The 26961-nt window shown below is 70.0% G+C and carries 24 protein-coding genes and 2 tRNA genes; 9 read left to right on the plus strand and 17 right to left on the minus strand.

The genetic code is table 11. The features are described 5' to 3' along the window. The first annotated feature begins 90 nt into the window (after positions 1-90). Entirely contained in the window at positions 91-1056 is a 966-nt protein-coding gene (locus ABZ396_RS01250) for a helix-turn-helix domain-containing protein (protein ID WP_358919196.1), read from the plus strand. A gap of 42 nt (positions 1057-1098) precedes the next feature. On the opposite strand, the gene ABZ396_RS01255 is transcribed toward ABZ396_RS01250, so the two are convergent. The 10 genes from ABZ396_RS01255 to ABZ396_RS01300 form a co-directional block, all read right to left on the minus strand. Continuing rightward, the gene (locus ABZ396_RS01255) at positions 1099-2478 is read right to left on the minus strand and encodes a cytochrome P450 (protein ID WP_358919198.1); all 1380 of its coding nucleotides are present in this window, start codon (positions 2476-2478) and stop codon (positions 1099-1101) included. Beyond that, positions 2475-3560 (minus strand): epi-isozizaene synthase, encoded by a 1086-nt coding sequence (gene cyc1, locus ABZ396_RS01260; RefSeq protein ID WP_358919200.1) that lies wholly within the window; start codon positions 3558-3560, stop codon positions 2475-2477. Before cyc1 ends, ABZ396_RS01255 begins: the two co-directional genes overlap by 4 nt. Positions 3561-3853: 293 nt before the next feature. Beyond that, a complete protein-coding gene (def, locus tag ABZ396_RS01265) occupies positions 3854-4504 on the minus strand; it encodes a peptide deformylase (protein WP_358919202.1) in 651 nt (216 codons plus the stop codon). 143 nt (positions 4505-4647) lie between these two features. Next, positions 4648-5628: a hypothetical protein gene (locus tag ABZ396_RS01270; RefSeq protein WP_358919204.1), complete on the minus strand. Its 981-nt coding sequence runs from the start codon at positions 5626-5628 to the stop codon at positions 4648-4650. A 111-nt stretch (positions 5629-5739) separates the two neighbouring features. Further along, positions 5740-7056, minus strand: a complete 1317-nt coding sequence (locus ABZ396_RS01275) for an HD domain-containing protein (RefSeq protein ID WP_358919206.1) — start codon at positions 7054-7056, stop codon at positions 5740-5742. Further along, the gene (locus ABZ396_RS01280) at positions 7053-8372 is read right to left on the minus strand and encodes an HD-GYP domain-containing protein (RefSeq protein WP_358919207.1); all 1320 of its coding nucleotides are present in this window, start codon (positions 8370-8372) and stop codon (positions 7053-7055) included. The genes ABZ396_RS01275 and ABZ396_RS01280 overlap by 4 nt, the downstream gene beginning before the upstream one ends. Before the next feature lie 136 nt (positions 8373-8508). Next, positions 8509-8847 carry a mycothiol system anti-sigma-R factor gene (rsrA, locus tag ABZ396_RS01285; protein ID WP_358919209.1) on the minus strand — a complete coding sequence of 113 codons (339 nt, stop codon included), beginning with the start codon at positions 8845-8847 and terminating at the stop codon, positions 8509-8511. Then, a complete protein-coding gene (sigR, locus tag ABZ396_RS01290) occupies positions 8844-9527 on the minus strand; it encodes an RNA polymerase sigma factor SigR (RefSeq protein ID WP_358919211.1) in 684 nt (227 codons plus the stop codon). The genes rsrA and sigR overlap by 4 nt, the downstream gene beginning before the upstream one ends. 256 nt (positions 9528-9783) lie before the next feature. Continuing rightward, entirely contained in the window at positions 9784-10410 is a 627-nt protein-coding gene (locus ABZ396_RS01295; protein WP_358919288.1) for an alpha/beta family hydrolase, read from the minus strand. Positions 10411-10417: 7 nt separating this feature from the next. Continuing rightward, entirely contained in the window at positions 10418-11233 is an 816-nt protein-coding gene (locus ABZ396_RS01300) for an SOS response-associated peptidase (RefSeq protein ID WP_358919213.1), read from the minus strand. A gap of 172 nt (positions 11234-11405) precedes the next feature. Between ABZ396_RS01300 and ABZ396_RS01305 the strand changes: the two genes are divergently transcribed. From ABZ396_RS01305 to ABZ396_RS01320, 4 genes are all read left to right on the plus strand, one after another. After that, positions 11406-12119 carry a M50 family metallopeptidase gene (locus tag ABZ396_RS01305; RefSeq protein WP_358919215.1) on the plus strand — a complete coding sequence of 238 codons (714 nt, stop codon included), beginning with the start codon at positions 11406-11408 and terminating at the stop codon, positions 12117-12119. Positions 12120-12282: 163 nt separating this feature from the next. Beyond that, positions 12283-13611 (plus strand): 3-phosphoshikimate 1-carboxyvinyltransferase, encoded by a 1329-nt coding sequence (gene aroA / locus ABZ396_RS01310; protein WP_358919217.1) that lies wholly within the window; start codon positions 12283-12285, stop codon positions 13609-13611. 12 nt (positions 13612-13623) lie between these two features. Next, positions 13624-14670, plus strand: a complete 1047-nt coding sequence (rsgA, locus tag ABZ396_RS01315; RefSeq protein ID WP_358919219.1) for a ribosome small subunit-dependent GTPase A — start codon at positions 13624-13626, stop codon at positions 14668-14670. A gap of 74 nt (positions 14671-14744) precedes the next feature. Further along, a complete protein-coding gene (locus ABZ396_RS01320; RefSeq protein ID WP_358919221.1) occupies positions 14745-15068 on the plus strand; it encodes a multidrug efflux SMR transporter in 324 nt (107 codons plus the stop codon). 89 nt (positions 15069-15157) lie between these two features. On the opposite strand, the gene ABZ396_RS01325 is transcribed toward ABZ396_RS01320, so the two are convergent. After that, positions 15158-15760: a TetR/AcrR family transcriptional regulator gene (locus ABZ396_RS01325; protein ID WP_358919223.1), complete on the minus strand. Its 603-nt coding sequence runs from the start codon at positions 15758-15760 to the stop codon at positions 15158-15160. Positions 15761-16001: 241 nt separating this feature from the next. Between ABZ396_RS01325 and hisN the strand changes: the two genes are divergently transcribed. Next, positions 16002-16802, plus strand: coding sequence for a histidinol-phosphatase (hisN, locus tag ABZ396_RS01330; RefSeq protein ID WP_358919224.1), 801 nt, complete (start codon positions 16002-16004; stop codon positions 16800-16802). Between the two features lie 181 nt (positions 16803-16983). Then, complete coding sequence (locus tag ABZ396_RS01335; protein ID WP_358919226.1) at positions 16984-17376, plus strand: CBS domain-containing protein; 393 nt, start codon at positions 16984-16986, stop codon at positions 17374-17376. Between the two features lie 90 nt (positions 17377-17466). On the opposite strand, the gene ABZ396_RS01340 is transcribed toward ABZ396_RS01335, so the two are convergent. Beyond that, on the minus strand, positions 17467-18936 hold the full coding sequence (locus ABZ396_RS01340; protein WP_358919228.1) for a catalase: 1470 nt from the start codon (positions 18934-18936) through the stop codon (positions 17467-17469). Between the two features lie 125 nt (positions 18937-19061). On the opposite strand from ABZ396_RS01340, the gene ABZ396_RS01345 reads away from it, so the two are divergent. After that, positions 19062-19481, plus strand: coding sequence for a Fur family transcriptional regulator (locus ABZ396_RS01345; protein WP_358919230.1), 420 nt, complete (start codon positions 19062-19064; stop codon positions 19479-19481). Between the two features lie 154 nt (positions 19482-19635). Here the strand turns inward: ABZ396_RS01345 and ABZ396_RS01350 are convergent. From ABZ396_RS01350 to ABZ396_RS01365, 4 genes are all read right to left on the minus strand, one after another. Beyond that, positions 19636-19709, minus strand: a tRNA-Met gene (locus ABZ396_RS01350). A gap of 85 nt (positions 19710-19794) precedes the next feature. Further along, positions 19795-21636: a tetratricopeptide repeat protein gene (locus tag ABZ396_RS01355; RefSeq protein ID WP_358919231.1), complete on the minus strand. Its 1842-nt coding sequence runs from the start codon at positions 21634-21636 to the stop codon at positions 19795-19797. Between the two features lie 283 nt (positions 21637-21919). Beyond that, a tRNA-Met gene (locus ABZ396_RS01360) sits at positions 21920-21993 on the minus strand. 41 nt (positions 21994-22034) lie between these two features. Further along, entirely contained in the window at positions 22035-24980 is a 2946-nt protein-coding gene (locus ABZ396_RS01365) for a UPF0182 family protein (protein ID WP_358919289.1), read from the minus strand. Between the two features lie 175 nt (positions 24981-25155). Between ABZ396_RS01365 and ABZ396_RS01370 the strand changes: the two genes are divergently transcribed. Next, positions 25156-25698, plus strand: coding sequence for a PPA1309 family protein (locus ABZ396_RS01370; RefSeq protein WP_358919233.1), 543 nt, complete (start codon positions 25156-25158; stop codon positions 25696-25698). Between the two features lie 97 nt (positions 25699-25795). On the opposite strand, the gene ABZ396_RS01375 is transcribed toward ABZ396_RS01370, so the two are convergent. Further along, the gene (locus ABZ396_RS01375; protein ID WP_358919235.1) at positions 25796-26893 is read right to left on the minus strand and encodes a PDZ domain-containing protein; all 1098 of its coding nucleotides are present in this window, start codon (positions 26891-26893) and stop codon (positions 25796-25798) included. Between the last annotated feature and the right edge of the window lie 68 nt (positions 26894-26961).

A 26961-nucleotide genomic window follows, 5' to 3' on the forward strand; every position in this document is an offset into this window, starting at 1 on the left:
CACCACTGTCGCGCCGGATGCTCCTTACCGTGAGTGGCAGCACTGCCATACACCCTCGAATTCCTGCCGAAGGCGAGGCACACTGGCAGCATGCTGACGAACGTGGCCGCGGTGCTCCTGGACGGTGTGCACCCCTTCGAGCTCGGGGTGGTCTGCGAGGTCTTCGGCCTCGACCGCTCCGACGAGGGGCTGCCGGTGTACGACTTCGCCGTGGTCTCGGCGGAGGGACCGGCGCTCGGCACCCATGTGCCGGGCCTGACGGTCTCCACGCCGTACGGTCTGGACCGGCTGGACGAGGCCGATCTGATCGCGGTGCCGGCCTCCGACGCCAATGTCGACCGGGCCTACCCGCCCGAGCTGCTCGACGCGCTGCGCCGGGCGGTGGACCGGGGCGCCCGGGTGCTCAGCGTCTGCTCCGGCGTCTTCGTCCTGGGCGCGGCCGGGCTGCTGGACGGGCGCCGGTGTGCCGTGCACTGGCGGCACGCACAGCTGCTGGCCCGCCGCTTCCCGCGCACCCGGGTCGAGCCGGACGTGCTCTACGTCGACGAGGACCCGGTGATCACCTCGGCGGGCACCGCGGCCGGCATCGACGCCTGTCTGCACATCGTCCGCAAGGAGCAGGGCCCCGAGGTCGCCAAGAAGATCGCCCGGCGGATGGTGGTGCCCCCGCACCGGGACGGCGGCCAGGCGCAGTACATCGAGCGCCCGCTGCCGGAGGGCCCCTGCGACACGGTCGGCGAGGTGCTGGCCTGGATGGCGGAGCACCTCGACGAGGAGGTCACCGTCGAGCAGCTGGCCGCCCGCGCCCTGATGGCCCCGCGCACCTTCGCCCGCCGCTTCCAGCAGGAGAGCGGCACCACCCCGTACCGCTGGATCCTGCGGCAACGGGTTTTGCTGGCCCAGGAGTTGCTGGAGGCGACGGACGAGACGATGGACGCCATCGCGGGCCGCACCGGCTTCGGTACGGCGGCCGCGCTGCGGCACCAGTTCGTGAAGGAACTGGGCACCACGCCGAACGCCTACCGGCGCGCGTTCCGGGGCCCGCAGGCCGCCTGAGCGCGCGCCGGTATCAGGAGTCACCCCCGGCCGGTCCGTAGGTCACCAGGGCACGGGCGTGAGCAGCAGCCGCTGCGGCCGCAGGGTGATGCCCACCCGGGTGGCGCCGTTGGATCCCGGGGCCTGCTGGAAGCGGTACCTGGCACACAACGCGGCTGTGATCAGGCTGAGTTGGGTCATGGAGAAGTGGTCGCTGGGGCACTTGCGGTTGCCGACGCTGAAGGGGCTCATGGCATACTTCGGCACCTCCTGGGCCCGCTCCGGCAGCCAGCGGTCCGGGTCGAAGTCGAGGTGTGCGGCGTACGAGCGGGCGTCGCGCTGGATGGCGTAGGGGCTGTAGACGATGTCGGCCCCCGCCGGAATGCGGTAGCCACCGAGCTCGGTGTCGGCCTTGGCGCGCCGCGTCAATATCCATACGGCTGGCCGCAAACGCATCGCCTCGACGACGACATTGTTGGTGTGCGTGAGCCGCCGAACGTGCTCGAATCCAACCGGTCGACCTCCTGTCACGGATTCGACCTCGGTCCGTACCTTCTCGGCGTGTTCGGGGTGTTCGGTGAGCACCTGGAGGAGCCACATGATCGTGGACGCGACAGTTTCGCTTCCGGGGGTGAGTATCGCGACGACCTGGTCGTGGATCTCCTGTTCCCCGATGGGGTCGCCATTGTCCTCCTTCGCCGCCAGCAATGCCGTCAGCAAATCGTCCGGCTTTCGACCAGATGCCCGGCGTTCGGCGACGATCTCGTCGACGAGGAGGTGCAGATCGGCCAGCGCCCGGTTGAATTCGCGGTTGGCCGGCAACGGCAGCCGGTACAGCGGGCCGAGTGGTATGACCATCCGGCGGTACATACCGCGGAAGACACTCGCGAGGTCGACGCTCAGCCGCTCCGCGCGCTCGTCCATGTACTCACCGCGCAGCAGACAGCGGGCGGCGATGCGGACGGCGACCCGGAAGGACTCCGAGGTGCAGTCGACGGTGTCGCCGGGCTGCCAGCGTTCGGTCAGCGCGTGTGCCTCCTCCTCCATGATCGGCCCGTAGTCGGGGATCGCGGAGAGGTTGAACGCGGGCTGGATGGTGCGGCGCTGGCGGCGGTGGCGGGGGCCGTTGGCGGTGGCCACGCCCTCCTTGCCGAGCAGTCCCTCCAGGGACTCCCACAGCGGGCCGGCGATGATGAAGTCGGGGTTGAGGGCGAGGGCCCCGGTGAGCGCCGGGGTGGTGACGGCGTACACCTCCTTGGGGCCGAGGCGCAGGCGCACCATGTCGCCGTGGGCGCGCAGCCGGGACATGAAGGCCAGCGGGTCGCGGGCGAGTTGCCAGCCGTGGCCGAGCATCGGGACACCGCCGCCGGCGAGGGGCGGTTCGCGCAGTTCACTGTGGTCGGAAGCCTCTGCGGTCACGGGCTTCACGGACTCGACGGTCATTTCTCACCTGCCGCTTCGTTGTTGACGTACGGGGGCGTGGACCGGTCGTCCCAGCTGTCGACCATGTAACGGCCGGATTCGTGGTGGAACCAGTAGACGGAACTGAACCAGTTCCGCATATTGGCGACACAGGCCAGGACCGCGGCACCGATTTCCTTTCCGCGCACGGTGCCGTCGTCGAGCTGTTCGGCGAATCGATGAGCGGTCCGCTCGGCGGCCAGGAATTCACTAATGCATTCCTCGACGCGTCGCCTGACCTCTTCGATTGCCTGTTCCAGACTCATACCCTCATGGGTGACGAGACTGATTCCTAGATTGTGCACCTCATTGCCTGCTATTTCCTTGGGCAGCGAGCAGAGGTCGTTGTACCAGGCGGCGAATTCCTGGCTGAGCAGCGCCGGGCGGCGGTATGCCGGATTCTTGCGCACGGCGTCCGGGAGTTCGGTTCCGGCGCTCGGCTCAAGGAGGTCCGTCCATATCCAGTGGGCGAAGGTGAGGCGCCGCAGGGCGAGGTATTCCTCGGCCTCCGGGATGTATCCCGTGGTGCGGTTGCGGTACTCGCGGTCGTACGCCTCGATCACCTCGTGGAAGTGCTGGGCGAACCGCTGGTTCCAGGTCCCCGGCAGGAACGAGTACAACCGAGCCACACTGTCCGCGAACCCCGCGACCAGGGTGTCCGGGTGGTGCAGATGGTGCAGTGGGGCATCGAGGGCCGAGTGTAAACGGAACCTCAGCCGCCGCCAGTCGGCCGCGCGGCCGTGCACGACGTCACGGTCGTGGCGGTCGTCCCAGACGAAGAACCATGCGCTGTAGTCGCATATCGCCTGGATCACCTCGTCCGGCGCGCCCAGGTAGTACCCGGCCATGAGGTCGGTGTAGCAAAGGCCGTCGGCATATTCCTGTACCTTGTCCGCCGGCATCAGCCGCTTTTCCAGCAGCCAGAGGCGGGTGTTCTCCTGGAGCCGTGGCCAATACGGATGCAGCTGCCGAGGAAACTCGGCCTCGATCACGGGCAGGGCGAGTTGTGGTGGAACCGCGAGCGCCGTCGGCGTCGATGTGGTGCTGTGTGAGAAAGCGTGCACGAACAAACCCCTCTCAGCCGCCAGGAACGCACACCCCTCCCGCTGTGCCGGGCGTGCGCCGTTGCGTATCCCCGCACTTCCCATTCAGCCCTACAACTGACTGCTCTGGGAACGGATTTGCTCCATTCACTACCCCACAGTGCCGAGAATCTCCCCTTGTGTGACTGATTAGGGATCGCTAGGGGCGCACAAAGGCTCGAATGTACGACGGACAGGCGAACGAGTCCGACCGGACATGACGCACGTCTGGCCGGGCGATCGCCGACCAGGCGTCACAACAGCCCCTGTCCGTCTCAGTCGTTGGCGACCACGGGGTAGCGGGGCTCATTCTCGGCCATCTGCCGCAGGGCGTCCTTGCGCTCACGCTTGGAGAGCCGGTCGATGTACAGGTAGCCGTACAGGTGGTCCGTCTCGTGCTGCAAACACCGAGCGAAGTAGCCGGTGCCGCGCACCTTGATCGGGTTGCCCTTCTCGTCCTGGCCGGTGACTTCGGCGTAGTCGGGCCGGGCGAGCGGAGCGTAGGCGGTGGGCACCGACAGACACCCCTCGTTGCTGTCGTCCAGCCGCCGCCTGTCCGCCGGCAGGTCGACCAGCTTCGGGTTGCAGACGACACCCACGTGCCGGGCACCCTCGTCGTCCTGGCAGTCGTAGACGAAGACCTTCAGATCGACGCCGATCTGGTTGGCGGCGAGGCCGACGCCCTCGGCGGTCCGCTGGCTGGCGAACATGTCGGCGATCAGCTGCGCCAGCTCGTCCCCGAACTCGGTGACGTCCCTGCACTCCTTGTGCAACACCGGGTTGCCGACGACGGTGATGGGCCGCGAGGTCCCCCGCGCACGCCAGGCGTTCTCGCGCTCCTCGGTCCCCTCGGTGTCGATGACGAACCCCTCGTCATCCACGGGGAGCACGCCCACGTGCTGCTGATCGGTGTCCTGCTGCGCCATGACCGAGGTAAGCCTTCCTAGGTAAAACGGGGGGAATGTTGCTGATACAGGGTACGTGGATCCGCCCGTTCAGGGACGCGCCCCAAAGGGGCGCGGGGAACTGCGCGACAAGCTCCCACCGGCCTGCACCCGACGAGCGACGCTCAGCAGACCTCTTCCAAGTCACGCCAATCCCTGGAGTCAGGGCTGTCGGCAACCCACCCGTCCAGCAACCCCCTCACCAGCGAAGCCGGCGCGGCCACCCCGCACTCCCGCTCCGGCACCCACAGCTGCCCGTCCGTCCGGTGCCCCAAAGGCCCCGGGTGCCCAGGCTCACTGTGGTCGTGGGGATCGAGATGCACTCCGTCGCCCTCGTCGGACGGCATCCGTGACTCGGAGCACATCCGGCACAGCAACCGCACCGACGACGACCAGTCCTCCGCCGCGAACCCGGCGTCCCCGGCCAGCTGCTCCAAGGCGTCCCGGTCGCCCTCCGTAGCCGCCTCCAGCAGCACCACCCAGGTCGGTACCGGCGACGGCGCCCACAGCTCGATCTCGTCGAAGACGGGGTACGCATGCCCGGTCGCCGTGGTCCGCTCGCCGTGCGGCACCCCGTCGTGCAGCACGACCTCGCCCCAGCGCCGCCCGGACGACGGCAGCGGAATGGACTGCACCTCGATGCGGGCGGGGTCCAGCCGCCGCCCCCACACCACTTCGGCCTCGCCCTCCGGGGACAGCCGTACGGCGGCGCTGCCCAGGTCCATTCCGGCCGGCTCACCGGACACGGTGGCTCCGCCGGGCACCCGCAGCCCATAGGCCTGCCAGGCCCGGCGGGCCAGCGGCCAGTCCTGCAGCGCGGTCGCCGCGATACCGACGTTCCACCAGTCGGGCGCCCCGGTCTCCCGGTCCAGCAGGGCCACCGCCCGCAGCCCGGCCGCCCGCGCCTGCTCCCAGTCGTGCCGGAACTTGTGCAGCAGGGCGAGGTTGAACCAGGACTCGGACAGCCAGGGTTCGAGGTCGGCGGCACGTGTCAGCAGTTCGCCCGCGTCCTCGTATCGGCCGTCGCCGATCAGCGTGAACGCGCGGTCGGTGGCCTGCCGCCAGGAGGCGGAGGGCCGGTGCCGTCCCTTGCCGAAGATCCTCACGATTCCCGCCTGCCAGTTCCATTTCCGCACAGTGGGCTGGCTTGTGCCCCCGGACACCCTCTCCCTCGCATCCAACCACGTACGACGGGAGGGCCGCTCATTACCCATGGGTTACCCAGCCGTGCGCAGGGTCAGACAGTCCCTGGACAGTACGCGCGCCAGGGACTCCACGACCTCGGGAGCGTAGTGCCCCGCACTGGCCAGCCGTAACTCCTCCAGTGCGGTCAGCGGTCCGCCGGGCCCGGAATCCCGGGCCTTCTCCTCGTACGCGTTGACGACCCGCACGATCCGTGCGGCCAGTGGCTGCTCCCGGTACGGATCGGCCTGGCGCTCCACGACCACGGCGACCGCCGCGTCCACCCCGGTCTGTCTTACGACGGCCCCGCCGAGCAGGGCTATGCGGCGCTGTTCCGCCGGCGGCAGTGCGGCCGTGGCGCCGGCCGGCACCGGGTCGAGCAGGCTCAGCTGGCCGATGTCGTGCATGAGCGCCGCGTACTCCAGCACGGTGAGCTCCGCTCCGGACAGCCCCAGGTCACGCCCGACGGCCTGGCTCAGCGTGGCGACCCGGCGGGCGTGCCCGGCCGGGGTGTACCCCGCTATCTCGGTGGCACGGGCGAGGGAGGCGATGGTCTGCCGGTAGGTGGCCCTTACTGCCGCGTACCGGCGCAGGGACAGCTGCGTGAGGAGGAGGGGCAGACAGAAGACGGGCAGCGCCCAGAGGCCGACGACGGCGACGGCCAGCGCCATCACCGCGCCGGTGGCACAGACGGCGGACCCGATGCCGAGCAGCCCGCGCAGCTCGTCCCGCAGCAGCGGCCCGAACGGCCACCCGGAGCGGGAGTGCGCCTGCGCGGCGGCGAGCACGGCGTCGCACAGCGCGGTGAGTACCAGCAGCGCGACCAGCAGCAGCGTGTACGCCGGTCCGCCCCACTGCTCCAACACGCCCCTGCTGTAGAGGGGTTGGAAGCAGACGGCGGCGAATCCGACGGTGAGCACACGGCGGGCGAGATGGTCGAGTGTGGGCCGGCGCCCGCCGGCTATGTGGGGCACGCTGCCGAGCAGCGAGGCCGCGCACACGACGGTGACGACTTGAAAGGCCCCGTCGTGCGTGGCCACCCCGGCGTCGGCGCCGAGCAGGGCGTAGGCGAGCCCTCCGGCGGCCCCGAGCGGCGCGGCCTCCCGTACCTCGGCCCCGGTCCACCGCGCCCACTCCCCGACTCCGACGAGTACGCCGAAGGCGAGGGCGATACCTCGGTCTTCGAGGCCGGTCCAGAGGGTGCCGGCGAGACAGCCGAGGGCGAGGAGAAGGGCGGCGAGCCGGATGCACCACAGAGCCCGGGGGAAGCGAAACAGGAGCCCGGCAGGGGGACCGGCGGGGCCACGACCCGCTCTCGGCCTGGTGCCGAACGCCAGGTCACCGGGGGTCATGGAGCACCCGGCCCGATGCTCTGCGGCTCGGTGCTCGGCCGGCTGGGGACGGGCGAGCCGGGTGGGTGGACGTCGGCGGTGACCGCGGGGTGCCAGCCGTGCCTGGCCAGCGCCCGGACCAGGGCGTCGACAGCCTCCGCGTCGAAGTGCCGGCCCGCGCACCGTCGCAGTTCCTCCACCGCCGCCCCTACCGGCCGGGCCCTGCTGTACGAGCGCGTCGAGGTCATCGCGTCGAACGCGTCGGCGACGGCCACCACGCGGGCGGACTCGGGGATCTGACTGCCGGCCAGACCGTAGGGGTAGCCGCTGCCGTCGATGCGCTCGTGGTGGTGGAGGATCGCCGCGCGGGCCTCGCCGAGGAAGGAGATCCCGCGCACCATCTCGTGGCCGTACTCGGGATGGAGTTCGATGATCCGCCGTTCCTCGGGGGTGAGCGGGCCGTCCTTGCGTAGCAGCCGGGTCGGGACGCCCAGTTTCCCCACGTCGTGCAGGATCCCGGCGAAGCGGAGCACCTCCACCCGCTCGTCGTCCATGCCCAGTTCGCGCGCGATCATCACGGAGGCCTGTCCGACCCGTTCGCTGTGCCCGCGGGTGTAGCCGTCCTTGATGTCGACGGCCTGGACGAGGGCGCGGATGGTGGCCTGGTGGGCGGCCCGTTCCCGGTGGTATTGGGCGAACACCCACCAGGACACGCACATCGGCAGCAGGACGAGGAACGCGGCGACGGGACCGTAGGGGCTGCGCCAGAGGACGGCCATCATCAGCCCGGCGAGTCCGTGCACCCCGATCGGCGCGAGGGAGCGGGAGAGCAGACCGCGCCAGGCCCGTCGTACGGGGACACGCTCGGCTAGGGCGAGGATTCCGCCGTCCAGCAGGGCGAGAACCCCGCAGAACGCCAGGACCGCCGCCGCGCACGGCAGCAGCGCGTACGGGAAGTCGCAGTCCACGACGGAGTCCCGTCCGCCCAGGGCCCAGTGGACCCGTCCCGCGGCCCACACGGCGAGCGCCAGTTCGGCGGCCCGCCAGATCCGGCGTAGCGCCTGCGGCCGCTGCTCGACGTGCGCGAGCAGCGCGCCCGGCAGCGGTACGAGCGCGGCGGCCGGCGGTGGCAGCAGGAAGGCACCGGCGAGCAGCACCGGGTAGAAGGTGCCGCCGAGACGCCGTCGCACGACGTGCTCGCAGCCCACGTACAGCGCGGCCGGCAGGGCCACCGCCCACCAGGGCGTACGGAGGGCGGGCAGCGGCAGCAGACAGCACAGGGCGCCGAGGGCGACACAGGCCACGTACGCGCGTACCCGTGCCGGTACTGTCTCCATCTCGCCCCTCCCCCGACCACGCCTGTCCAGGCTCCGGAGCCTAGGGCGGGAGCCGGAGGGTCCGGGGAGTTATGAGCGGAGGATTAGCACGTTCGGGTGACGGGCCACCAGGGGCGGCAACGCTCGGTAAGAGCGCTCAGCTCTCCTGTGACGTCACCGGAGCGGCCTGTGTGGCCGGTGCGGGCTGTGTGGCCGTGACGTCGTGCTCCGGGACGGCCTGGCCGGAGCGGATCAGGTCGAGCCGCCCCAGCACCTTGGCCCGCAGGTCACTCGGTACGTCGTCATGGCCGCAGCACCGCTTGACCAGCTTCTTCACGGCCTGCTCCAGCCCGTACTTCTCGAGGCAGGGCGAGCACTCCTCGAAGTGCTGCTTGAACTTGACGCGATCGACGTCAGGCATCTCACTGTCGAGGAACTCGTACAGATGGTCGAGTACCTCACTGCAGTCCGTCTCGTGCGGCTCTCCGCAGCTCATGAGCCCGAGCCTTTCGCTTCGTTCGACTCTCCGGCGCCGGCCGGGACGAGCCCGCGCTCACGCGCGTAGTCCTCCAGCATGCCGCGCAGTTGACGGCGGCCCCGGTGCAGCCGGGACATCACCGTACCGATGGGTGTCCCCATGATGTCCGCGATCTCCTTGTACGCAAAGCCCTCTACGTCGGCGAGATAGACGGCGATGCGGAATTCCTCGGGGATCGCCTGCAGCGCTGACTTGACGTCCGAGTCGGGCAGGTGGTCCAGCGCCTGCGACTCGGCGGAGCGCAGGCCGGTCGACATGTGCGACTCGGCACGCGCGAGCTGCCAGTCCTCGATCTCCTCGGCCGCGCTGCGCTGGGGTTCGCGCTGCTTCTTGCGGTACGAGTTGATGAAGGTGTTCGTGAGGATCCGGTACAGCCACGCCTTGAGGTTGGTGCCCTCACGGAACTGGTGGAAGGAGGCGTACGCCTTGGCATACGTCTCCTGCACCAGGTCCTCGGCGTCGGCCGGGTTGCGCGTCATGCGCAGCGCGGCCGAGTACATCTGGTCGAGGAATTCCAGCGCGTCCCGCTCGAAGCGCGCGGTGCGCTCCGAGGTCGACTCCGCGCTCACGCCCTGGCCCTCGGGCAGCTCCGCCTGACCGTTGTCGGTCCCTGCGTCGGTCCCAGTGACCGGACCCACCTCCTCAAGATCCAGGGCAGGACCGAAACCGATCCCACTCGACTCGGAGGATAGAACACGACCCGTGCCTGCCGCCGCTCGAATAGGAGCGGTCTTCGCCGCGTGCAGAACTGACCACTCCAGGTCAGCGCTGCGTTCACGGCTCGGGCAGATGGTCGAACCCATGCGGCGGACTTCCTCTCCTTCGGCGTCGGCGCTGGTGCCCCAGCACTTCTGTCCGCCTCAACAGTGGTCCGCCGTTCGGCATTCCCGGGCGTCACCCGAGGGTCGCGATCCACGAGGTGACCGCGTCCGTGATGCTCGCCACTGTCCGTTCCGGCTCGATGCCGGCCCTTTTGGGCACCGCGAATCCATGATCGCCGTACGGCACCTCGACCAGTTCGTAGTCGCCCGCCGGGAACTCGGCCGGCTTCCCGAACGGGTCGTTCCCGCCCTGGACGACGAGCGTGGGCACCCCGGCCCCCAGCAGCTCCCCGGCCCGTGACTTCTCCGGGCTGCCCGGCGGGTGCAGCGGGAAGCTGAGGGCGAGGACGGCGACCGCGCCCAGCTCCGTGGCCGTACGGCAGGCGACCCGGGCCCCGGCGCTGCGTCCACCGGACACCACCGGCAGCCCTGGTGCGGCGAGCGCCGGCCACACGCCCCGCCAGCCCAGGTCGAGCGTCTTCGGCGCCGGGGCGACCTTCTTGCCGGCGACCCGCCAGGGCTGCTCGACGAGCGCGACCGTCACACCGTGCTCCGGCAGTACCGCGGCAATCGCCTGGAGGTCGCGGGCCTCGATCCCGCCGCCCGCCCCATGGCCGACGGCGAGTACCAGCCGCGCCTTCCGTGCCTCGTACCAGGTGATGCGGGCGTCCCCCGCCTCGGTACCGACGATCTTCGAAATGGTCACGCTAGAAGAGTGTGCTCTCTTCCGGTGCCGCCAGCTCCGTCAGCAGCTCCGGGCTGTTGTTGCGGACATTGCTGACGGCTGTGGAGACCGGATAGGCCCGCATCAGGCCCTCCGGCGGCGAGGCGAGCAGCGAGCGCAGATCCTCGACGTCCGTGCGGGCCGGGTCGAGCCAGGCGTCCCAGCGGTCCGGGGTCAGCATCAGCGGCATCCGGGGGTGGATGTCGGACAGCGACCGCGGGCCCTCGGCGGGCGCCACCGCCAGCGGCGAGGTCTCCGCCTCCGTGGTGATCACCGAGCAGGTCACCCACCAGGCCAGCGGGTGCTCTTCGGGGAGCGTCCGGTCCCGCCAGAACTCGTACAGCCCGGCCATGGCGAACACCGAGCCGTCTGCGGGGAGGACGAAGTACGGCTGCTTGCGCGGCCGCTTCTTCTTGCCCTCGGCCTCCAGGTCGCGTTCCTCCTTGGCGGTGACCCACTCGTAGTAGCCGTCGGCGGGCAGGATGCAGCGGCGGGCGGCGAAGGCGCGGCGGTACGACGGCTTCTCGTGCACGGTCTCGGCGCGCGCGTTGATCATCCGGGCGCCGCCCTCCGGCGACTTGGCCCAGGAGGGCACGAGGCCCCACTTCAGCCTGCGCAGTTGGCGGACCGGCTGCTGGTCGTCCGCGTCCTTCAGGGGCCGGTCCAGGACCGCGTAGACCTCCTTGGTGGGAGCCACGTTGTAGTCGGGCTCCAGAGTCTCCTCCGGCTCCCACTTCTCGACCTCGAAGATTCCGGCCAGGTCCTCGGGCCTACGACTCGACGCGTACCGTCCGCACATTTTGGCAAGCCTACATTTCACTCCCGGGGAAGACGATCTGCTCGACCGGGACGACGAGCTCAGGGCAGGGATCCGGGGATGTTCCCTGTCTCCTGGCCGTTGGCATGCCGGCCACACATGCATACGTGTCACACTGCCGACTCCGTACGACGAGAGGGAACGACCGGAGACCATGGACACCAGCACAGCGACCTCTCTCTGGGACGAGCTGACCGGCACCCAGCCCGACCCGGACCTGTGGGTGGTGATCGCGACGCTCGCTGCCGGGGCCGCCGTGGTCGTCCCGCACAGCGTGTGGCGGATATCGCGCAACGCCATCACGATCGCCCACGAGGGTGGCCACGGCCTGGTCGCCCTGCTCACCGGCCGCCAACTCACCGGCATCCGCCTGCACTCCGACACCAGCGGCCTCACGGTCAGCCGGGGCAAGCCGCACGGTTTGGGCATGATCCTCACGGCGGCGTCCGGCTACACCGCGCCCCCGCTCCTCGGCCTGGGCGGCGCGGCCCTGCTCGGCGCCGGCCGCATCACCCTTCTGCTGTGGGTCGCGACGGCCCTGCTCATCGCCATGCTGGTGATGATCCGCAACGCGTACGGCGTCCTGACGGTGTTCGTGACGGGCGGCGCGTTCCTGCTGGTCTCCTGGCTGGCGGGAGCCCAGGTGCAGGCGGCGTTCGCTTACGCCGTGGTGTGGTTTCTGCTGCTGGGCGGGGTACGCCCGGCGTTCGAACTGCAGGCGAAGCGGTCGCGGGGCGGGGCCGGCGACTCGGACGCGGACCAGCTGTCGCGGCTGACGCATGTACCGGCGGGGATGTGGCTGTTCCTGTTCCACGCGGTGTCGCTGTGCTCGCTGATCGGCGGGGGCAGGTGGCTGCTGGAGGCATGACGCGCCCCGGAGGGACAAGCGTCAGGGGCGCGGGGCCGTATCGATCGGCGGCCCCGCCGCGGGGACGTGGCCGGCCCCACCCGCCCGCATCCGAATGACGGCCTCCCCGCGAAGCGCCCCGCACGCGAAGGCTCTACGCGCGGCCTCCCACTAAAGTGACCCCATGGCCGCAAACCCCACCGCACCAACCGCCCTCTGGCTCGCCCCCCACGCAAGCGGAGCCGTCGACGCGACGGTCCACGTGCCCGGGTCCAAGTCGGTCACCAACCGCGCCCTCGTCCTCGCCGCCCTCGCCTCAGAACCCGGCTGGCTGCGCCGCCCCCTCCGTTCCCGCGACACCCTGCTGATGGCCGGCGCCCTGCGCGCGATGGGCGTCGGCATCGACGAGGGGGTCGGCCCCGACGGCTCCGGCGAGGCGTGGCGCGTGCTCCCCGCCGGCCTCCGCGGCCCCGCCACTGTCGACGTCGGCAACGCCGGCACCGTGATGCGCTTCCTGCCGCCCGTCGCCACCCTCGCCTCGGGCGACATCCGCTTCGACGGCGATCCCCGCTCCTACGAACGCCCCCTGCACGGTGTGATCGACGCCCTGCGCGCCCTCGGCGCCCGGATCGACGACGACGCCCGGGGCGCGCTCCCGCTGACCGTGCACGGCAGCGGCGCCCTGGAGGGCGGCCCGGTGTCGATCGACGCCTCGTCCTCGTCCCAGTTCGTGTCCGCCCTGCTGCTCTCCGGCCCGCGGTTCAACCAGGGCGTGGAGGTCCGCCACATCGGAGCGACGCTCCCCTCCCTCCCGCACATCCGCATGACCGTCGACATGCTGCGCGCGGTCGGCGCCCAGGTGGACACCCCGGAGTCCGGCGGCGAACCGAACGTCTGGCGGGTCACCCCGGGCGCCCTGCTCGGCCGGGACCTGACCGTCGAGCCGGACCTCTCGAACGCCCAGCCGTTCCTCGCCGCCGCGCTGGTGACGGGCGGCAAGGTACTGATCCCCGACTGGCCGTCGCGTACGACCCAGCCGGGTGACCGGCTGCGCGAGATCTTCACCGAGATGGGCGGTTCCTGCGAACTGACCGAGTACGGCCTGGAGTTCAGCGGTTCCGGCCGGATCCACGGCATCGATGTCGACCTGGGTGACGTGGGCGAACTGACCCCGGGCATCGCCGCGGTCGCCGCGCTCGCCGACTCCCCCTCCACCCTGCGCGAGGTCTCCCACCTCCGGCTCCACGAGACGGACCGGCTGGCCGCGCTGACCAAGGAGATCAACGAGCTGGGCGGTGACGTCACCGAGACCGCCGACGGCCTGCACATCCGCCCGCGCAGGCTGCACGGCGGGGTCTTCCACACCTACGAGGACCACCGCATGGCCACGGCCGGCGCGATCATCGGCCTGGCCGTGGAGGGTGTTCAGATCGAGAACGTGGCGACGACGGCGAAGACCCTGCCGGACTTCCCCGACCTGTGGACCGGGATGCTCGGGAGCGACGGGGCTTAGGGGCGTACCACCATGCGCCGCTACGGCAAGCACACCGACGAGGACGACATCCGCCAGCGTCCCAACCGCAAGGGCACCCGGCCCCGTACGCACATCCGCCCCGCGCACGAGGACGCGGCCGAGGGCATGGTCCTCACGGTCGACCGGGGCCGGCTGACCTGCCTGGTCGGGGACCGCACGATCCTGGCGATGAAGGCGCGCGAGCTGGGCCGCAAGGCGGCGGTGGTCGGTGACCGGGTGGCCCTGGTGGGCGATCTGTCCGGCAACAAGGACACCCTGGCCCGTATCGTGCGCATCGAGAACCGTAGGTCCGTGCTCCGCCGCACCGCCGACGACGACGATCCGTTCGAGCGGGTGGTCGTCGCCAACGCCGACCAACTGGCGATCGTCACGGCCCTGGCCGACCCGGAGCCCCGCCCGCGTCTCATCGACCGCTGTCTGGTCGCCGCCTTCGACGCCGGCCTTACCCCGCTCCTGGTCATGACCAAGTCGGACCTCGCCCCACCGGACAAGCTCCTGGAGCTGTACGGCCACCTGGACATCCCGTATGTGGTCACGAGTCGCGAGGAACTGGAGACGGGGGATGCGGCCCGCATGGTCCAGGACCATCTGGACGGCAAGATCACGGCGTTCGTCGGCCACTCGGGCGTCGGCAAGACAACGCTGGTCAACGCCCTCGTCCCCGAGGACCTCCGGCGTACGACGGGCCATGTGAACGCGGTGACCGGCCGAGGCCGCCACACGACGACCTCCGCCCTGGCCCTCCCCCTCACCGGCGGTGGGGGCACCTCCCGCTCGAGCGAGGCCGGGAGTGGGGGAGGCTGGGTCGTCGACACCCCGGGCGTCCGCTCCTTCGGGCTGGCCCACATCGACCCGTCCCGGGTGATCAACGCCTTCCCCGACCTGGAGCCCGGCACGGTGAACTGTCCGCGCGCGTGCAGCCACGACGAGCCGGACTGCGCGCTGGACGAGTGGGTCGCCGAGGGCCACGCGGACCCGGCCCGTCTCTACTCGCTGCGCCGCCTCCTGTCGACGCGCGAGCGCAAGGAAGGCGACTGACCACCGCGTGTTTGTCATGACCCGAGTTCGGTAAGTGCATAATCGCACCGAGCTGGACTACGGGAGGACGGCACATGGCGTGGCTGCTGGTGATCGTGGCCGGAATTCTGGAGACCGGCTTCGCCGTGTGCCTCAAACTCTCCCACGGCTTCACCCGCCTATGGCCGACGATCGCGTTCGCGTCCTTCGCCCTGGGCAGCTTCGGCCTCCTGACCCTCTCCCTCAAGAAGCTGGACGTCGGCCCGGCGTACGCGGTGTGGACAGGCATCGGGGCGGCGGGGACGGCGATCTACGGCATGATCTTCCTGGGCGACCTGGTATCCACCCTGAAGATCGTCTCGATCAGCCTGGTGATCATCGGAGTGATCGGCCTACAGCTTTCGGGCTCCACCCACTAGCAGTTGACGGCACGGCAGCCGACCAGGGGGCGCGGGGAACTGCGTAAGAAGCCCCCACCGGTCCGCAGTCGACACACGACCCGCCTCTCTCACACCGGCTCCCGCTGCAGCGCGCCCCGCACCAACTCCGCCAACCCGCTCTCCCCCGGCGGCGCGGCCACACACGACAGCGCAAGCCGGACGACCAGCTCGCAGGAGCGAACGAGCTCGCCGTTCCCCTTCACGGCTCCCGGTCCGGAAAGCACCGCCACCGCCCGATCCCGCACCATCTGAACGAAGTCCCCGGGCGAGGGCAGCGGCCCATCGGCCCGCCGCTGCGCCGGCACCAAGGAGGACGACGGCACCGAGGTCAGCGTCGGCGACGGCAGCCGCTCGCTCCAGCACCCCGTGAGCATCGCCCGTACCAGCGCGTTCTCACGAGCCGCCGCCGCCATCCACTCGGCCGTCGCCGTCAGGCGTTCCCGCACCTCGGTATGGCTGCCCAGCGCCCGCTCGACCCCCGCGAGATACCCGTCGGCCTCCCGGCGGACCAGCGCCCTCGCCAGGCCTTCCTTGCTGCCGAACTCGTTGTACAGCGTCTGCCGGGACACCCCGGCCGCCGCGGCCACGTCGACCATCCGCACGGCGGCCCACGGCCGGCGGGCGAGCGCCGTGTACGCGGCGTCCAGCAGGGACTCCCGGGCTGCAGGCATCATCGCCTCCTGGGGCGAGCGGCTCTGCGCCCAGATTTGACGCGCACGATTGCACTGTCAAGGGTTCGTGAAAGCACCGGGGGGCGCCCTTCGGCCAACACACGCGGGCTCACCGAGGCCACCACCCGGTCGCCGCCCGGTGCCGCCACGGCCGCCGAACGCCCCCTGCGTCCCCGGCATCCCCCGTATCCCCCCATCCTCGTGTAGCCCCGCCCGCGCCCAGACAGATAGCGTTCGTCACATGCCCGACTACCTCGATGACCTGCGGCTCGCCCACGTGCTCGCGGACGCGGCCGACGCCGCCACCATGGACCGCTTCAAGGCCCTCGACCTCAAGGTCGAGACCAAGCCGGACATGACCCCGGTGAGCGAGGCGGACAAGGCCGCCGAGGAGCTGATCCGGAACCATCTGCAGCGGGCCCGCCCGCGGGACGCGATCCTCGGCGAGGAGTACGGGGTCGAGGGCACCGGTCCGCGCCGCTGGGTGATCGACCCGATCGACGGCACCAAGAACTACGTACGCGGTGTCCCGGTCTGGGCGACCCTGATCTCCCTGATGGAGGCGGCCGAGGGCGGCTACCGGCCGGTCGTCGGCCTGGTCTCCGCGCCCGCGCTGGGCCGCCGCTGGTGGGCGGCGCGGGGTCACGGCGCATACACGGGCCGCAGCCTCTCCTCGGCCACCCGCCTCCACGTCTCCAAGGTCTCGACGCTGGCCGACGCCTCCTTCGCGTACTCCTCGCTGAGCGGCTGGGAGGAGCGGGGGCAGCTGAACGGCTTCCTGGACCTCACCCGCGAGGTGTGGCGCACGCGCGCGTACGGCGACTTCTGGCCGTACATGATGGTCGCCGAGGGGTCGGTGGACATCTGCGCCGAGCCGGAGCTGTCCCTGTGGGACATGGCGGCCAACGCGATCATCGTGACGGAGTCCGGGGGCGCCTTCACGGGCCTGGACGGCCGCCCGGGCCCGCACAGCGGCAACGCGGCCGCGTCGAACGGTCTGCTCCACGACGAGCTGTTGTCCTACCTCACCCAGCGTTACTGAAACAGCCTTCTGTGGCACAACTGAGCAGACTTCTACAGCACATATGAGCGCGTGCGCCCTCAATTGGCCGCACGCACCCCCTTGTTGACCCGCGCTTTACCTGCCACCCTATGAGAACCCCCACATTGTGCATTTGTGAATCGCTGAACTAACTCAGCGGTTCCCTAGGAGGTGGCACTTCATGCTCGTCCGTGACGCCATGAGCACGGTGGTCCTCACCGTCGGCCCCGCCCACACCCTCCGTCAGGCAGCCGCCCTGATGTCCGCGCGCCGCGTGGGCGCGGCGGTAGTCCACGACCCGGACGCCGGCGGCATCGGCATCCTCACCGAACGCGACATCCTGAACTCCGTCGGCCTGGGCCAGAACCCGGACACGGAGCCCATCCACGCGCACACCACCAACGACGTCGTGTTCGCCGCCCCGACCTGGACCCTGGAGGAGGCGGCCCAGGCGATGACCCACGGCGGCTTCCGCCATCTGATCGTCCTCGACGGCGGAGAGCCCGCCGGCATCGTGTCGGTCCGCGACATCATCCGCTGCTGGGTCGGGGCCCGCGCACCGGAACCCGTCTAGCACCCCGTACCGGCACGCCGAACGGGCCGGACCCCGGCCTTCCGGGGATCCGGCCCGGCCGCCCACGACAAGCGGTCCAGTGCTGGAATGTCAGCCGCGCAGGGCCTGGACCGCGGCCTCCAACCGCTTGCCGAAGTCTCCGTCGGCCTGACGGAAGTTGCCGATCGCGCGCTCGGCAATGTCGTCGCGCGACACCTTGGCGATGAAGCCTGCCAGGTTCTCGATCAAGCGTTCCTTCTCGCTCTCGGACATCAGGCGGTAGAGATCGCCCGCCTGCACGAAGTCGTCGTCCTCGGCGTGCAACGGCGCCGGGTGCTCGCCGGTCGCGCTGCTCACCGTGGTGCCCTGCCACAGCGGCCGGCCGGTCTGCGCCGGTCCGCCGAAGCTGTTCGGCTCGTAGTTCTTGGCGCCGCCGTGCCGGCCGTCGTACAGGGAGCCGTCACGGGAGTAGGTGCGCGCCTCGGCGGCGTGCGGGCGGTTGACCGGCAGGTGGTCGGCGTTGATGCCGACGCGGTAGCGGTGCGCGTCGCCGTACGCGAAGAGCCGGCCCTGGAGCATCTTGTCGGGCGACGGCCCGATGCCCGGCACGAAGTGCGCGGGGCTGAAGATCGACTGCTCGACCTCGGCGAAGACGTTCTGCGGGTTGCGGTTGAGCTCCAGCCTGCCGATCTCGATCGGCGGGTAGTCCGCGTGCGGCCACACCTTGGTGAGGTCGAAGGGGTTGAAGCGGTAGGTCGCCGCGTCCGCCGCCGGCATGATCTGCACCTGCACGGTCCAGGACGGGAAGTCCCCGCGCTCGATGGCCTCGCGCAGGTCGCGCTGGTGCGAGTCCGGGTCCTCACCCGCGAGCCGGTTCGCCTCCGCCTGCGTGAGGCTCTTGATCCCCTGGTCGGTCTTGAAGTGGTACTTGACCCAGAAGACCTCGCCGGCCGCGTTGTTCCACTGGTAGGTGTGTGAGCCGTAGCCGTTCATGTGGCGGTACGACGCCGGGATGCCACGGTCGCCGAACAGCCAGGTCACCTGGTGGGTCGATTCGGGGCTGAGCCCCCAGAAGTCCCAGACGTTGTCCGCCTCCTGGCTGCCCGAGAACGGGTCGCGCTTCTGGGTGTGGATGAAGTCGGGGAACTTGATGGCGTCCTTGATGAAGAACACCGGGGTGTTGTTGCCGACGAGGTCGTAGTTGCCCTCCTCGGTGTAGAACTTCAGCGCCCAGCCGCGCGGGTCGCGCACGGCGTCCGCCGAACCGAGGTTGCCGGCGACGGTCGAGACGCGCAGGAAGGCCTCGGTCTGCTTGCCGACCTCGGAGAGGAAGGCGGCGCGGGTGTACGGGGTGACGTCGGCGGTCACCGTGAAGGTGCCGTAGGCGCCCGCACCACGCGCGTGCACCACGCGCTCCGGGATGCGTTCGCGGTTGAAGTGGGCGAGCTTCTCCAGCAGGAGCTGGTCCTGCACCAGGACCGGGCCGCCGATGCCGGCGGTCTCGCTGTTCTGGTTGTCGGCCACCGGCGCACCGGCCTCGGTGGTCAGCGCCCCCTGCGTCACACCTGTCTCCTGCGTCATTTCGCACCATTCCTGTCGCTTTGCTGGCCCGAACTCGATCCTACATTGGACTTAATCTAAGTCAAGCACAGTTCCAAAGTCACACCTGTTCGTAAAATGGTCGGCCTGCTGTTAGGCTGGTGTCCATGAGTGACCTTCTGGAACGGCTGCGTGGACGCGGGTGGCGCATGACCGCGCAGCGACGCGTCGTGGCCGAGGTTCTCGACGGCGAACACGTCCATCTGACGGCCGACGAAGTCCACGCCAGGGCTGTCGGCAAGCTGCCGGAGATCTCCCGGGCGACCGTCTACAACACGCTGGGTGAGCTGGTCTCGCTCGGCGAGGTCATCGAGGTCTCGACGGACAAGCGCGCCAAGCGGTACGACCCGAACGCGCACCGCCCGCACCACCACCTGGTCTGCGCCCAGTGCGGCTCGATCCGCGACGTGCACCCGACCGGCAACCCGCTGGCCGACCTCCCCAGCTCCGAGCGCTTCGGCTTCACGGTCTCCGACGTCGAGGTGACGTACCGAGGCCTGTGCCCGGACTGCGCGGCGGCCGCCTGACGAACGTTCCCGAAAGCCCCGGCACCCTTGTGGCGCCGGGGCTTTCGTGACGCACGCACTCATGCGCGCGCACGACCACTCGGTGGCGGGCAACTTCGGAGTACAAGCACCGAGGGCCGGAGTCCATTTCTGGACTCCGGCCCTCGGCTTTCAGTAGCGGGGACAGGATTTGAACCTGCGACCTCTGGGTTATGAGCCCAGCGAGCTACCGAGCTGCTCCACCCCGCGTCGTTAAACGCAACATTACGTGAGAGGCGCGGGCAGAAGCAAATCCATCCCTGTCACCCCGTTTGACCTGCGGAAAGGCCCAGGCCTAGGCCGACAGTTCCTCCCGCAGGGCGTCCCGCAGCCGTCCCGCCCGCTCGGTCACCTCGGCCGGTCCCAGCGCCACCGCCCGGTCGGCCCACCGCTGCCCCTCCGCCAGCTCGCCACGACGCGCGTAGACCAGGGCCAGCCGCAACGCCGCCCGCCCGTGCCCCGCGTCGGCGGCCCGCTGCCACCACACGGCGGCCTCGGGCTCGCTGCCCTCCCGGGCCAGCAGCAGCCCCAGGTTGAACGCTCCGTTGCGCGACCCGGCCTCGGCCGCCACCCGGTACCACCGCGCCGCCTCCACCACGTCCCCGCGCGCCGCGGCGAGCATCCCGACCCGCACCTGGGCGCGCCGGTGCCCCTGAGAGGCGGCCCGCTCGTACCACTCCTCGCACTCGGTCTTGGTGTGCAGCGAGGACTCGCCGAGCTCGTGCTCGGACACCGCCGGCCGGCGCGCGTCGAGCACGGCGGCGAGCCGGTACGCGGCCTCGGCGCTCCCCCCGCCCGCGGCGCACCGCAGATGCCGCTCCGCGGCGGCCTCGTCGCCCTCCCGCAGCCGGGCGATGCCGACCTGCAGCGCCGCCTCCGTGTGCCCGGCGGCGGCCGCCCGCTCGTAGCAGCGCAGCGCGACACTGTCTTCGCCCCGCCCGGCGTAGAGGATCCCGAGATTGAACGCGGCGTCCACGCTGCCGGCCTCGGCCGCCTTGGAGAACCACGGTTCGGCGCCGGCCGTGTCGCCGCCCTGGAGCAGCAGAATGGCGAGCGCGTTCGCCGCCTCCCGGTGCCCGGCGTAAGCCGCCCGCCGGTACCACTGCTCGGCCTGTGCGGTCCGCCCCTGCTCGGCGCAGAGCAGCCCGAGGTTGTACGCCCCGTTGTCGTCGCCGGCGTCCATCGCCGCCCGGTACCAGCGCTCGGCGGTCTGTGTCTCGCCGCGTTCGGCGTGCAGCGCGCCGAGCGCGTTCGCCGCGTTGCCGTCGCCGTCCTGTGCGGCCCGCAGCCACCACACGGCGGCGCTCTCGGTGTCCCCGGCGTCACGCAGCAGAAAGCCGAGCGCGCAGGCCGCCCGGGCCTCGCCGTCCTTGGCGGAGGTCAGGTACCAGCGCCCGGCCTCCTTGAGCTTGCCGCGCTTCTCCAGGATCGCCCCAAGGTGCAGCGCGGCCCGCCGGTGCCCGCGTGCGGCGGCCTGCCGGTACCACTGCTCGGCCTCTTCGGCCTCCGCGGCCCCGGCGGCGGCCTCCGTACCGGCACCGTTGTCGCCTCCGGTCTCGCCCTCGTTCGCGAGCGCTCTGCGATCGAGGGCGCGCGCCAGCCGGTACGCCGCCTCCCGGTGGCCGCGCTCGGCGGCGGCTCGCATCCACTGGCCGGCGTCCGCGTCCCCCCGGTGCTCCAGCAGGTCGGCCAGCGCGTAGGCGCCGAGCGCGTGGCCCTGCTCGGCGGACTGGCGCAGCCAGTACTCGGCGGCGGGTTCGTCCCCGCGCTCGCGGTGGTGGCGGCCCAAAGCGTGGGCGGCGGCCGCGGAGCCGGCGACGGCGGCGATCCGCCACCATCCGGCGGCCTCCTCGGGGTAGCCGCGCTGGTGCAGCAGGACGCCGAGGTTGTTGGCGGCGGCACGGTCACCGGCGGCGGTGGCGGCACGCAACTGGGGTTCGGCTCCGTCGAGGTCGCCACGGCGCAGCAGCATGGCACCGAGCACACTCATCGACTCGACGTCACCGGCCTCGGCATGGAGCCGGCGGCGTGCCTCCTCAGCGGCCTCGGCGGCCTCGTCGCGGGTCGGCTCCTCGCCCGAAGGCTGCACAAATCGCCCTGTCTCGAACAGAGCTGCCTTGTCCCCCATAACGTCCATCGTCGCACCACCTGCAACCTGGGTACATCCGGTATACCGCAACCCGTGAGGTCACTTCAGCGTTTTGTCGACTTGCCCACAGAACGACAAGTCAAACACATCCCTGCCGACTCCCCACAGTGGCACGGCGCCCTCTCGCACCGGTACATGCGTTCGCCGCCCGTCCGGACACCATGAGCCGCCCCTGCGGACAGCAGGAGCCGGCGGTCCGGGCGCCACTGGCTGCCCGTCCGGACATCACGAAGGCCCGGATCCCAAAGAGGATCCGGGCCTTCGACTTCAGTAGCGGGGACAGGATTTGAACCTGCGACCTCTGGGTTATGAGCCCAGCGAGCTACCGAGCTGCTCCACCCCGCGCCGTTGTGTTCAAACCGTACCACGGCGCGGGGCGGGCGTGATCATCCGCTCGGACTGGGACTGCCGCTCGCGGCTGGACTCGAACTGGTACCGGGGCTCGGACTACCGCTCGGCGACGTGCCCCCACCGGTCTTGCCGGCCTTGGACTGCGCCTCCTCCGCCCGGTTGAGCGCGTCCTGCAGCTCGCCCTGGGCCTTGCCGTACGCCGTCCAGTCGCCCTTCTTCAGGGCCTCCTGTCCCGCCTCGAAGGCCTTCTGGGCGTCGTTCAGAGCCTGTTGGACCGTCGGATTGCCGGACGTCGGTGGCGTCGTCGTCCCGCTGTCCGAGGACCCGGTGCCCGAACCGTTCGAACCGAACACCTTGTCGAGTGCCTCGTTGAGGGTGTTCTCGAACGCGGTCTTGCCCTCGTAGGTCACCAACACCTTGCGCAGCAGTGGGTACTTGACCCCGGCACCGCGTACGTAGACGGGCTCCGCGTACAACAGGCCCCCGTCCAGTGGCACGGTCAGCAGATTGCCGTACTCGACCTCGGAGTCGCCGCCCTTGAGGAGTTTGATGGCGGCGGCGATGTCCTGTTCGGAGTTGAACTGGCTCTGGACCTGTTTGGGCCCGTCGACGGTCGTACTGGTCGGCAGTTTCAGGATTCTGATCTTGCCGTAGTCCTTCGAACCGGCTTCGGAGTCGACCGACATGAACGCACTGAGGTTGTCCCGGCCGTTGGGCGTGAACGTCGTCGACAGCGAGAACGTCTGCGCGCTCTGGTCCGGCATCTTCATGCTCAGGTAGTACGGCGGCACCGCGTCGCCCGACTTGTTGCTCGGGTCGTCGGGCACCTGCCACACCTCGCTGCCGGTCAGGAACGTCTGGGCGTCCGTCACGTGGTAGCGGGTGAGTAGTTCACGCTGCACCTTGAACAGGTCCTGCGGGTACCGGAGGTGGTCCATCAGCTCCTGCGAGATGGCGCTCCTCGGCTGCACCGTGCCCGGGAAGGCCTTCATCCAGGTCTTCAGCACGGGGTCCGCGGTGTCCCACTGGTAGAGCTTGACCTCGCCGGTGTACGCGTCGACGGTCGCCTTCACCGAGTTGCGGATGTAGTTGACCTGGTTCTGCTGGGCCACAACCGCGCGCGAGTTGTTGTTCGCGGTCAGCGAGTCGGCGGTGGTGTCACCGAGGGTCGTACGGGAGGCGTAGGGAAAACCGTTCGACGTCGTGTAGGCGTCGACGATCCACTGGATCCGGCCCTTCACCACCGCCGGGTAGGCGTCGCCGTCGATGGTCAGCCACGGAGCGACCGCCTCCACGCGCTCCTTGGGCGTGCGGTTGTACAGGATCCGCGAGCCCTTGCCGATCGCGCCGGAGTACAGGATCTGCGGCTCGTTGAACGCCACCGCGTACGCGGCCCGGTTGATCGGGCTGGAGAGACTGACCCCGCTCCCGCCCTCGTAACTGGTGGTCTTCTCACCGCTGTCGTCGGAGTAGTCGATCTCCTTCTGGGGACCGCCGGCGATCGAGTAGGTGTTGGTCTTCTCGCCGTAGTAGATCCGCTGCTGGTACGTCCCCAGGTCGCCCTTGGACGGCAGGTCGGACTCGATGAAGACCGGCTGGCCCTGGTTGTCGGCCTCGGTGCCCTTGGCGGCGACCACGCCGTAGCCGTGCGTGTAGCGGAAGTGGTCGTTGATCCAGTTGTTCTTCGGGATGCCGTCGAGGTTGAGCTCACGCAGACCGATGACGGTGTCCTGGACCTTGCCGTCCTTGGTGTAGCGGTCCACGTCCAGATTGGTCGGGAACGCGTAGTAGTTCCGCATCTGCTGGAGCTGCTGAAACGTCGGCGAGACGATGTTCGGGTCCATGATCCGGATGCTCGCCGTGGCGTCGACGTCGTCCCGGAGCTTGGTCTTGTCCGTGGTGGTGCTCTTGCCCGTGTACTCGGTGACCTTGGTGTCGTCGATGCCGTACGCCTCGCGGGTGGCCTTGAGGTTCTTCTGGACGTACGGGGCTTCCTTGGCCTGCTCGTTGGGCTGGACCTGGAACTTCTGGACGATCGCCGGGTACAGGCCGCCGATGAGGATCGCCGAAAGCACCATCAGGCCGAAGCCGATGACGGGCAGCTGCCAGGTGCGCCGCCACAGGGTGGCGAAGAACAGCAGCGCGCAGATGACGGCGATGCAGAACAGGATCGTCTTGGCCGGCAGATACGCGTTGGCGTCGACGTACCTGAGACCGGTCCAGTTGCCGGTGGCTTTGAAGTCGCTGGACTTGACGGCCAGTCCGAACCGGTCGAGCCAGTAGGCGACCGCCTTGAGGGCGACGAAGAATCCGAGCAGCACCGAGAGGTGGCCGGTCGCGGCACCGGTGGCGCGCGCACCGGGGCTGGTGACGCGCAGCCCGCCGTACAGGTAGTGGGTGAGCGCGGCGGCGATCAGGGAGAGGACCGCGGTGGCGAAGCCGAAGCCCAGCAGGAAGCGGTACCAGGGCAGGTCGAAGGCGTAGAAGGAGACGTCGAGGTGGAACTGCGGGTCCTTCTGGTGGAAGGGCACGCCGTTGACCCACATCAGCCAGGTGCGCCACTGGCCGGCCGCGGACGCGCCGGCGATCAGCCCGACCAGCGCGGTGACCGCGAACAGCAGCCACTTCTTGTACGGCGCGATGCCCATCCGGTAGCGGTCCAGGCTCTGCTGCTCCATGGACATGGCGCTCAGCGGCGGCCGCAGCCGGTGCGCGAGCCAGACGTTGAAGCCCACCGCGGCCGCCATCAGCAGGCCGAAGACGAAGAACAGCCCGATCTTCGTCCACAGAGTGGTGGTGAACACCGAGGAGTAGTGCACCGACCGGTACCAGAGCCAGTCCGTCCAGAAGCCCGCGAACATGGTGAACGCCATGCCGAGCACGGCAAGGACGCCCAGTGTCATGAGCAGGGTCCGGACACGCCGGGACGGGCGGCCCGCTCTGATCCGCGGCCCTGTCGGGCCTCCGCCGCGGTCCGGCATCTGGAAAGCCAAGGTGCGCACCTCGAAGTTCGCTGTTGATCCGCTTCTGTTCCGTCAGGCCCTCGTGTCCGGGGGCCTTTCGTGGCCCCCCGTGATCGCGGGGCCACACCTATGCAACTTACTCACGGTTTACTCGGTTCCCGATTCCGGCCATGAACGAGGCAGGATTGTGACCATGTCCAACACTCCCATGGCAGCGAACCCGCTCACCCGGGCCGTCCTCGAGATCGACGAGTACGCCTCCGGTCTCGGCTGGGACCAGCCCGCTCGCCTCTTCGCCCTCGTCGACACCGCACGGCTGCGCACCCAGGAACCGGCTCTCGCCGCCCAGCTCGGTCTGGAGGACGAGTCCGCGACCACCGGTCTCACCCCGATCGAGCAGGACGAAGTGCCAACGGAAAAAGCGTTGGACGAGTTCCTGGGCACCATCGCCTGGCCGGACGCGGTGGTCGGTTGCGCGCTCACGGTGGAGCGGCTGATGCTGCCGCCGTCCGCCGAGTCCCAGGTCCCGGAGGGGATGAGCGAGGCCGGGCTGGCGCAGTGGGTGGCGAGCCACCCCGACCGCCAGGAGGTCCGGATGACGGTCGGCGTGCTGCGGGACGGCAGCCGCGACTCGGCGGTGCGGCTGCGCGAGAAGGACTCGCCGACGGAGGTCCTCACCGGCCCCGATCTGGTCCCGGGCCTGGCGGAGGCTTTGAAGGCGACGTTCGCGGACTGAGACCTTCGCGCAACGGCTCGCACGCGCCTCGTACACGGCACCGGGGGCGCCCCTCATCAGGAGGGGTGCCCCGGCTTTTCAGGTCCGCTGTAGGTCCTCAGCTCTTGGTGCTGCACTTCGGCAGGGCGCCGGTGTCTCCGTCGCGGATGTCCTTGAGTGCGCCGAGGGCGTCGTCGATCGTCTTGACCTTGACCAGGGTGAGGCCGCTCGGGGTGTCCTTGGCGGCCTCGGCGCAGTTGTCGGCCGGGGTCAGGAAGTACTGGGCGCCCTTGCCGCGCGCGCCGATGGTCTTCATCGAGATGCCGCCGATCGGGCCGACCGTGCCATCGTCCTCGATCGTGCCGGTGCCGGCGACGAACTTGCCGCCGGTGAGGCTGCCCGGGGTGAGCTTGTCGTAGATGCCGAGCGCGAACATGAGCCCCGCGCTCGGCCCGCCGACATCGGCGAGCTTGATGTCGATGGTGAACGGGAACGTGTGATCGGTCCCGGCGGAGATCCCGACGATGGCGCGCTTCGTACCGCGGTCGTCGGAGGTGGCCGTGGTGACGGTGACCTTCTCGGTCTTGGTGGCCGTCTTGTTCGCCTTCTCGGCGGCGGCCTGCTCCTTGGCCGGCACGACCGTGAAGACGACGTCCTCGCCGGGCTTGTGCTTGGTCACCAGCGTGGCGACGTCGGTCGGCTGCTTGACCGTCGTACCGTCGACGGCCTTGATCACGTCACCTGCGTGCAGCTTGCCCTCGGACGGCGAGCCCTTGAGGACCGTGGAGACGATGATCCAGGACTTCACCGGGACGCCCAGCTCCTTCAGGGCGGCGACCTTCGCGCTCTCCTGGGACTGACTGAACTCCTCGGCGTTCTCCTGGGTGGACTGCTGCTCGGTCTTGCCGTTCGGGTAGAGCGTGTCGTGCGGCACGACCTTGTTGTCGTGGGAGAGCCACCCGTAGACCGCCTCCACGAGGTTCATCTTGTAGCCGGCGCTGGTGACCCGGACGGTCGTCATGTTCAGATGCCCGGAGGTCGCGTAGGTCTTGTGACCGGAGATCTGCAGCACCGGCTCGCCGCCGTGGTCCCCGAGCGTGTTCACGGTCGGGCCCGGGGACATCTCCGAGTACGGCACGTTGATGAGCACTCCGGCGCACAGGAGCGCGATCAGCATCAGGGTGGAGGCGAGCATCGTCGCGGTGCGGCGTGGCATGCAAAGACAGTACGGGACGTGTCTGTCAGCGCACCTTCAGGGCCACCCGTCAGACGCGGCTCAGCTGC

Origin of the sequence: Streptomyces sp. NPDC005866, assembly GCF_040629895.1 — a bacterium.
Lineage (GTDB): Bacteria > Actinomycetota > Actinomycetes > Streptomycetales > Streptomycetaceae > Streptomyces.

Excerpts from the sequence above, each read along its gene's own strand:
- ABZ396_RS01320 (WP_358919221.1), top strand. The coding sequence starts at position 14,745 with ATGGCGTGGCTGCTGGTGATCGTGGCCGGAATTCTGGAGACCGGCTTC.
- ABZ396_RS01280 (WP_358919207.1), bottom strand. The coding sequence starts at position 8,372 with ATGGAGACAGTACCGGCACGGGTACGCGCGTACGTGGCCTGTGTCGCC.
- ABZ396_RS01305 (WP_358919215.1), top strand. The coding sequence starts at position 11,406 with ATGGACACCAGCACAGCGACCTCTCTCTGGGACGAGCTGACCGGCACC.
- ABZ396_RS01375 (WP_358919235.1), bottom strand. The coding sequence starts at position 26,893 with ATGCCACGCCGCACCGCGACGATGCTCGCCTCCACCCTGATGCTGATC.
- ABZ396_RS01325 (WP_358919223.1), bottom strand. The coding sequence starts at position 15,760 with ATGCCTGCAGCCCGGGAGTCCCTGCTGGACGCCGCGTACACGGCGCTC.
- ABZ396_RS01365 (WP_358919289.1), bottom strand. The coding sequence starts at position 24,980 with ATGCCGGACCGCGGCGGAGGCCCGACAGGGCCGCGGATCAGAGCGGGC.
- ABZ396_RS01300 (WP_358919213.1), bottom strand. The coding sequence starts at position 11,233 with ATGTGCGGACGGTACGCGTCGAGTCGTAGGCCCGAGGACCTGGCCGGA.
- def (WP_358919202.1), bottom strand. The coding sequence starts at position 4,504 with ATGGCGCAGCAGGACACCGATCAGCAGCACGTGGGCGTGCTCCCCGTG.
- rsrA (WP_358919209.1), bottom strand. The coding sequence starts at position 8,847 with ATGAGCTGCGGAGAGCCGCACGAGACGGACTGCAGTGAGGTACTCGAC.
- ABZ396_RS01340 (WP_358919228.1), bottom strand. The coding sequence starts at position 18,936 with ATGACGCAGGAGACAGGTGTGACGCAGGGGGCGCTGACCACCGAGGCC.
- ABZ396_RS01275 (WP_358919206.1), bottom strand. The coding sequence starts at position 7,056 with ATGACCCCCGGTGACCTGGCGTTCGGCACCAGGCCGAGAGCGGGTCGT.
- ABZ396_RS01335 (WP_358919226.1), top strand. The coding sequence starts at position 16,984 with ATGCTCGTCCGTGACGCCATGAGCACGGTGGTCCTCACCGTCGGCCCC.
- ABZ396_RS01355 (WP_358919231.1), bottom strand. The coding sequence starts at position 21,636 with ATGGACGTTATGGGGGACAAGGCAGCTCTGTTCGAGACAGGGCGATTT.
- ABZ396_RS01370 (WP_358919233.1), top strand. The coding sequence starts at position 25,156 with ATGTCCAACACTCCCATGGCAGCGAACCCGCTCACCCGGGCCGTCCTC.
- hisN (WP_358919224.1), top strand. The coding sequence starts at position 16,002 with ATGCCCGACTACCTCGATGACCTGCGGCTCGCCCACGTGCTCGCGGAC.
- ABZ396_RS01250 (WP_358919196.1), top strand. The coding sequence starts at position 91 with ATGCTGACGAACGTGGCCGCGGTGCTCCTGGACGGTGTGCACCCCTTC.
- aroA (WP_358919217.1), top strand. The coding sequence starts at position 12,283 with ATGGCCGCAAACCCCACCGCACCAACCGCCCTCTGGCTCGCCCCCCAC.
- ABZ396_RS01345 (WP_358919230.1), top strand. The coding sequence starts at position 19,062 with ATGAGTGACCTTCTGGAACGGCTGCGTGGACGCGGGTGGCGCATGACC.
- ABZ396_RS01255 (WP_358919198.1), bottom strand. The coding sequence starts at position 2,478 with ATGACCGTCGAGTCCGTGAAGCCCGTGACCGCAGAGGCTTCCGACCAC.
- rsgA (WP_358919219.1), top strand. The coding sequence starts at position 13,624 with ATGCGCCGCTACGGCAAGCACACCGACGAGGACGACATCCGCCAGCGT.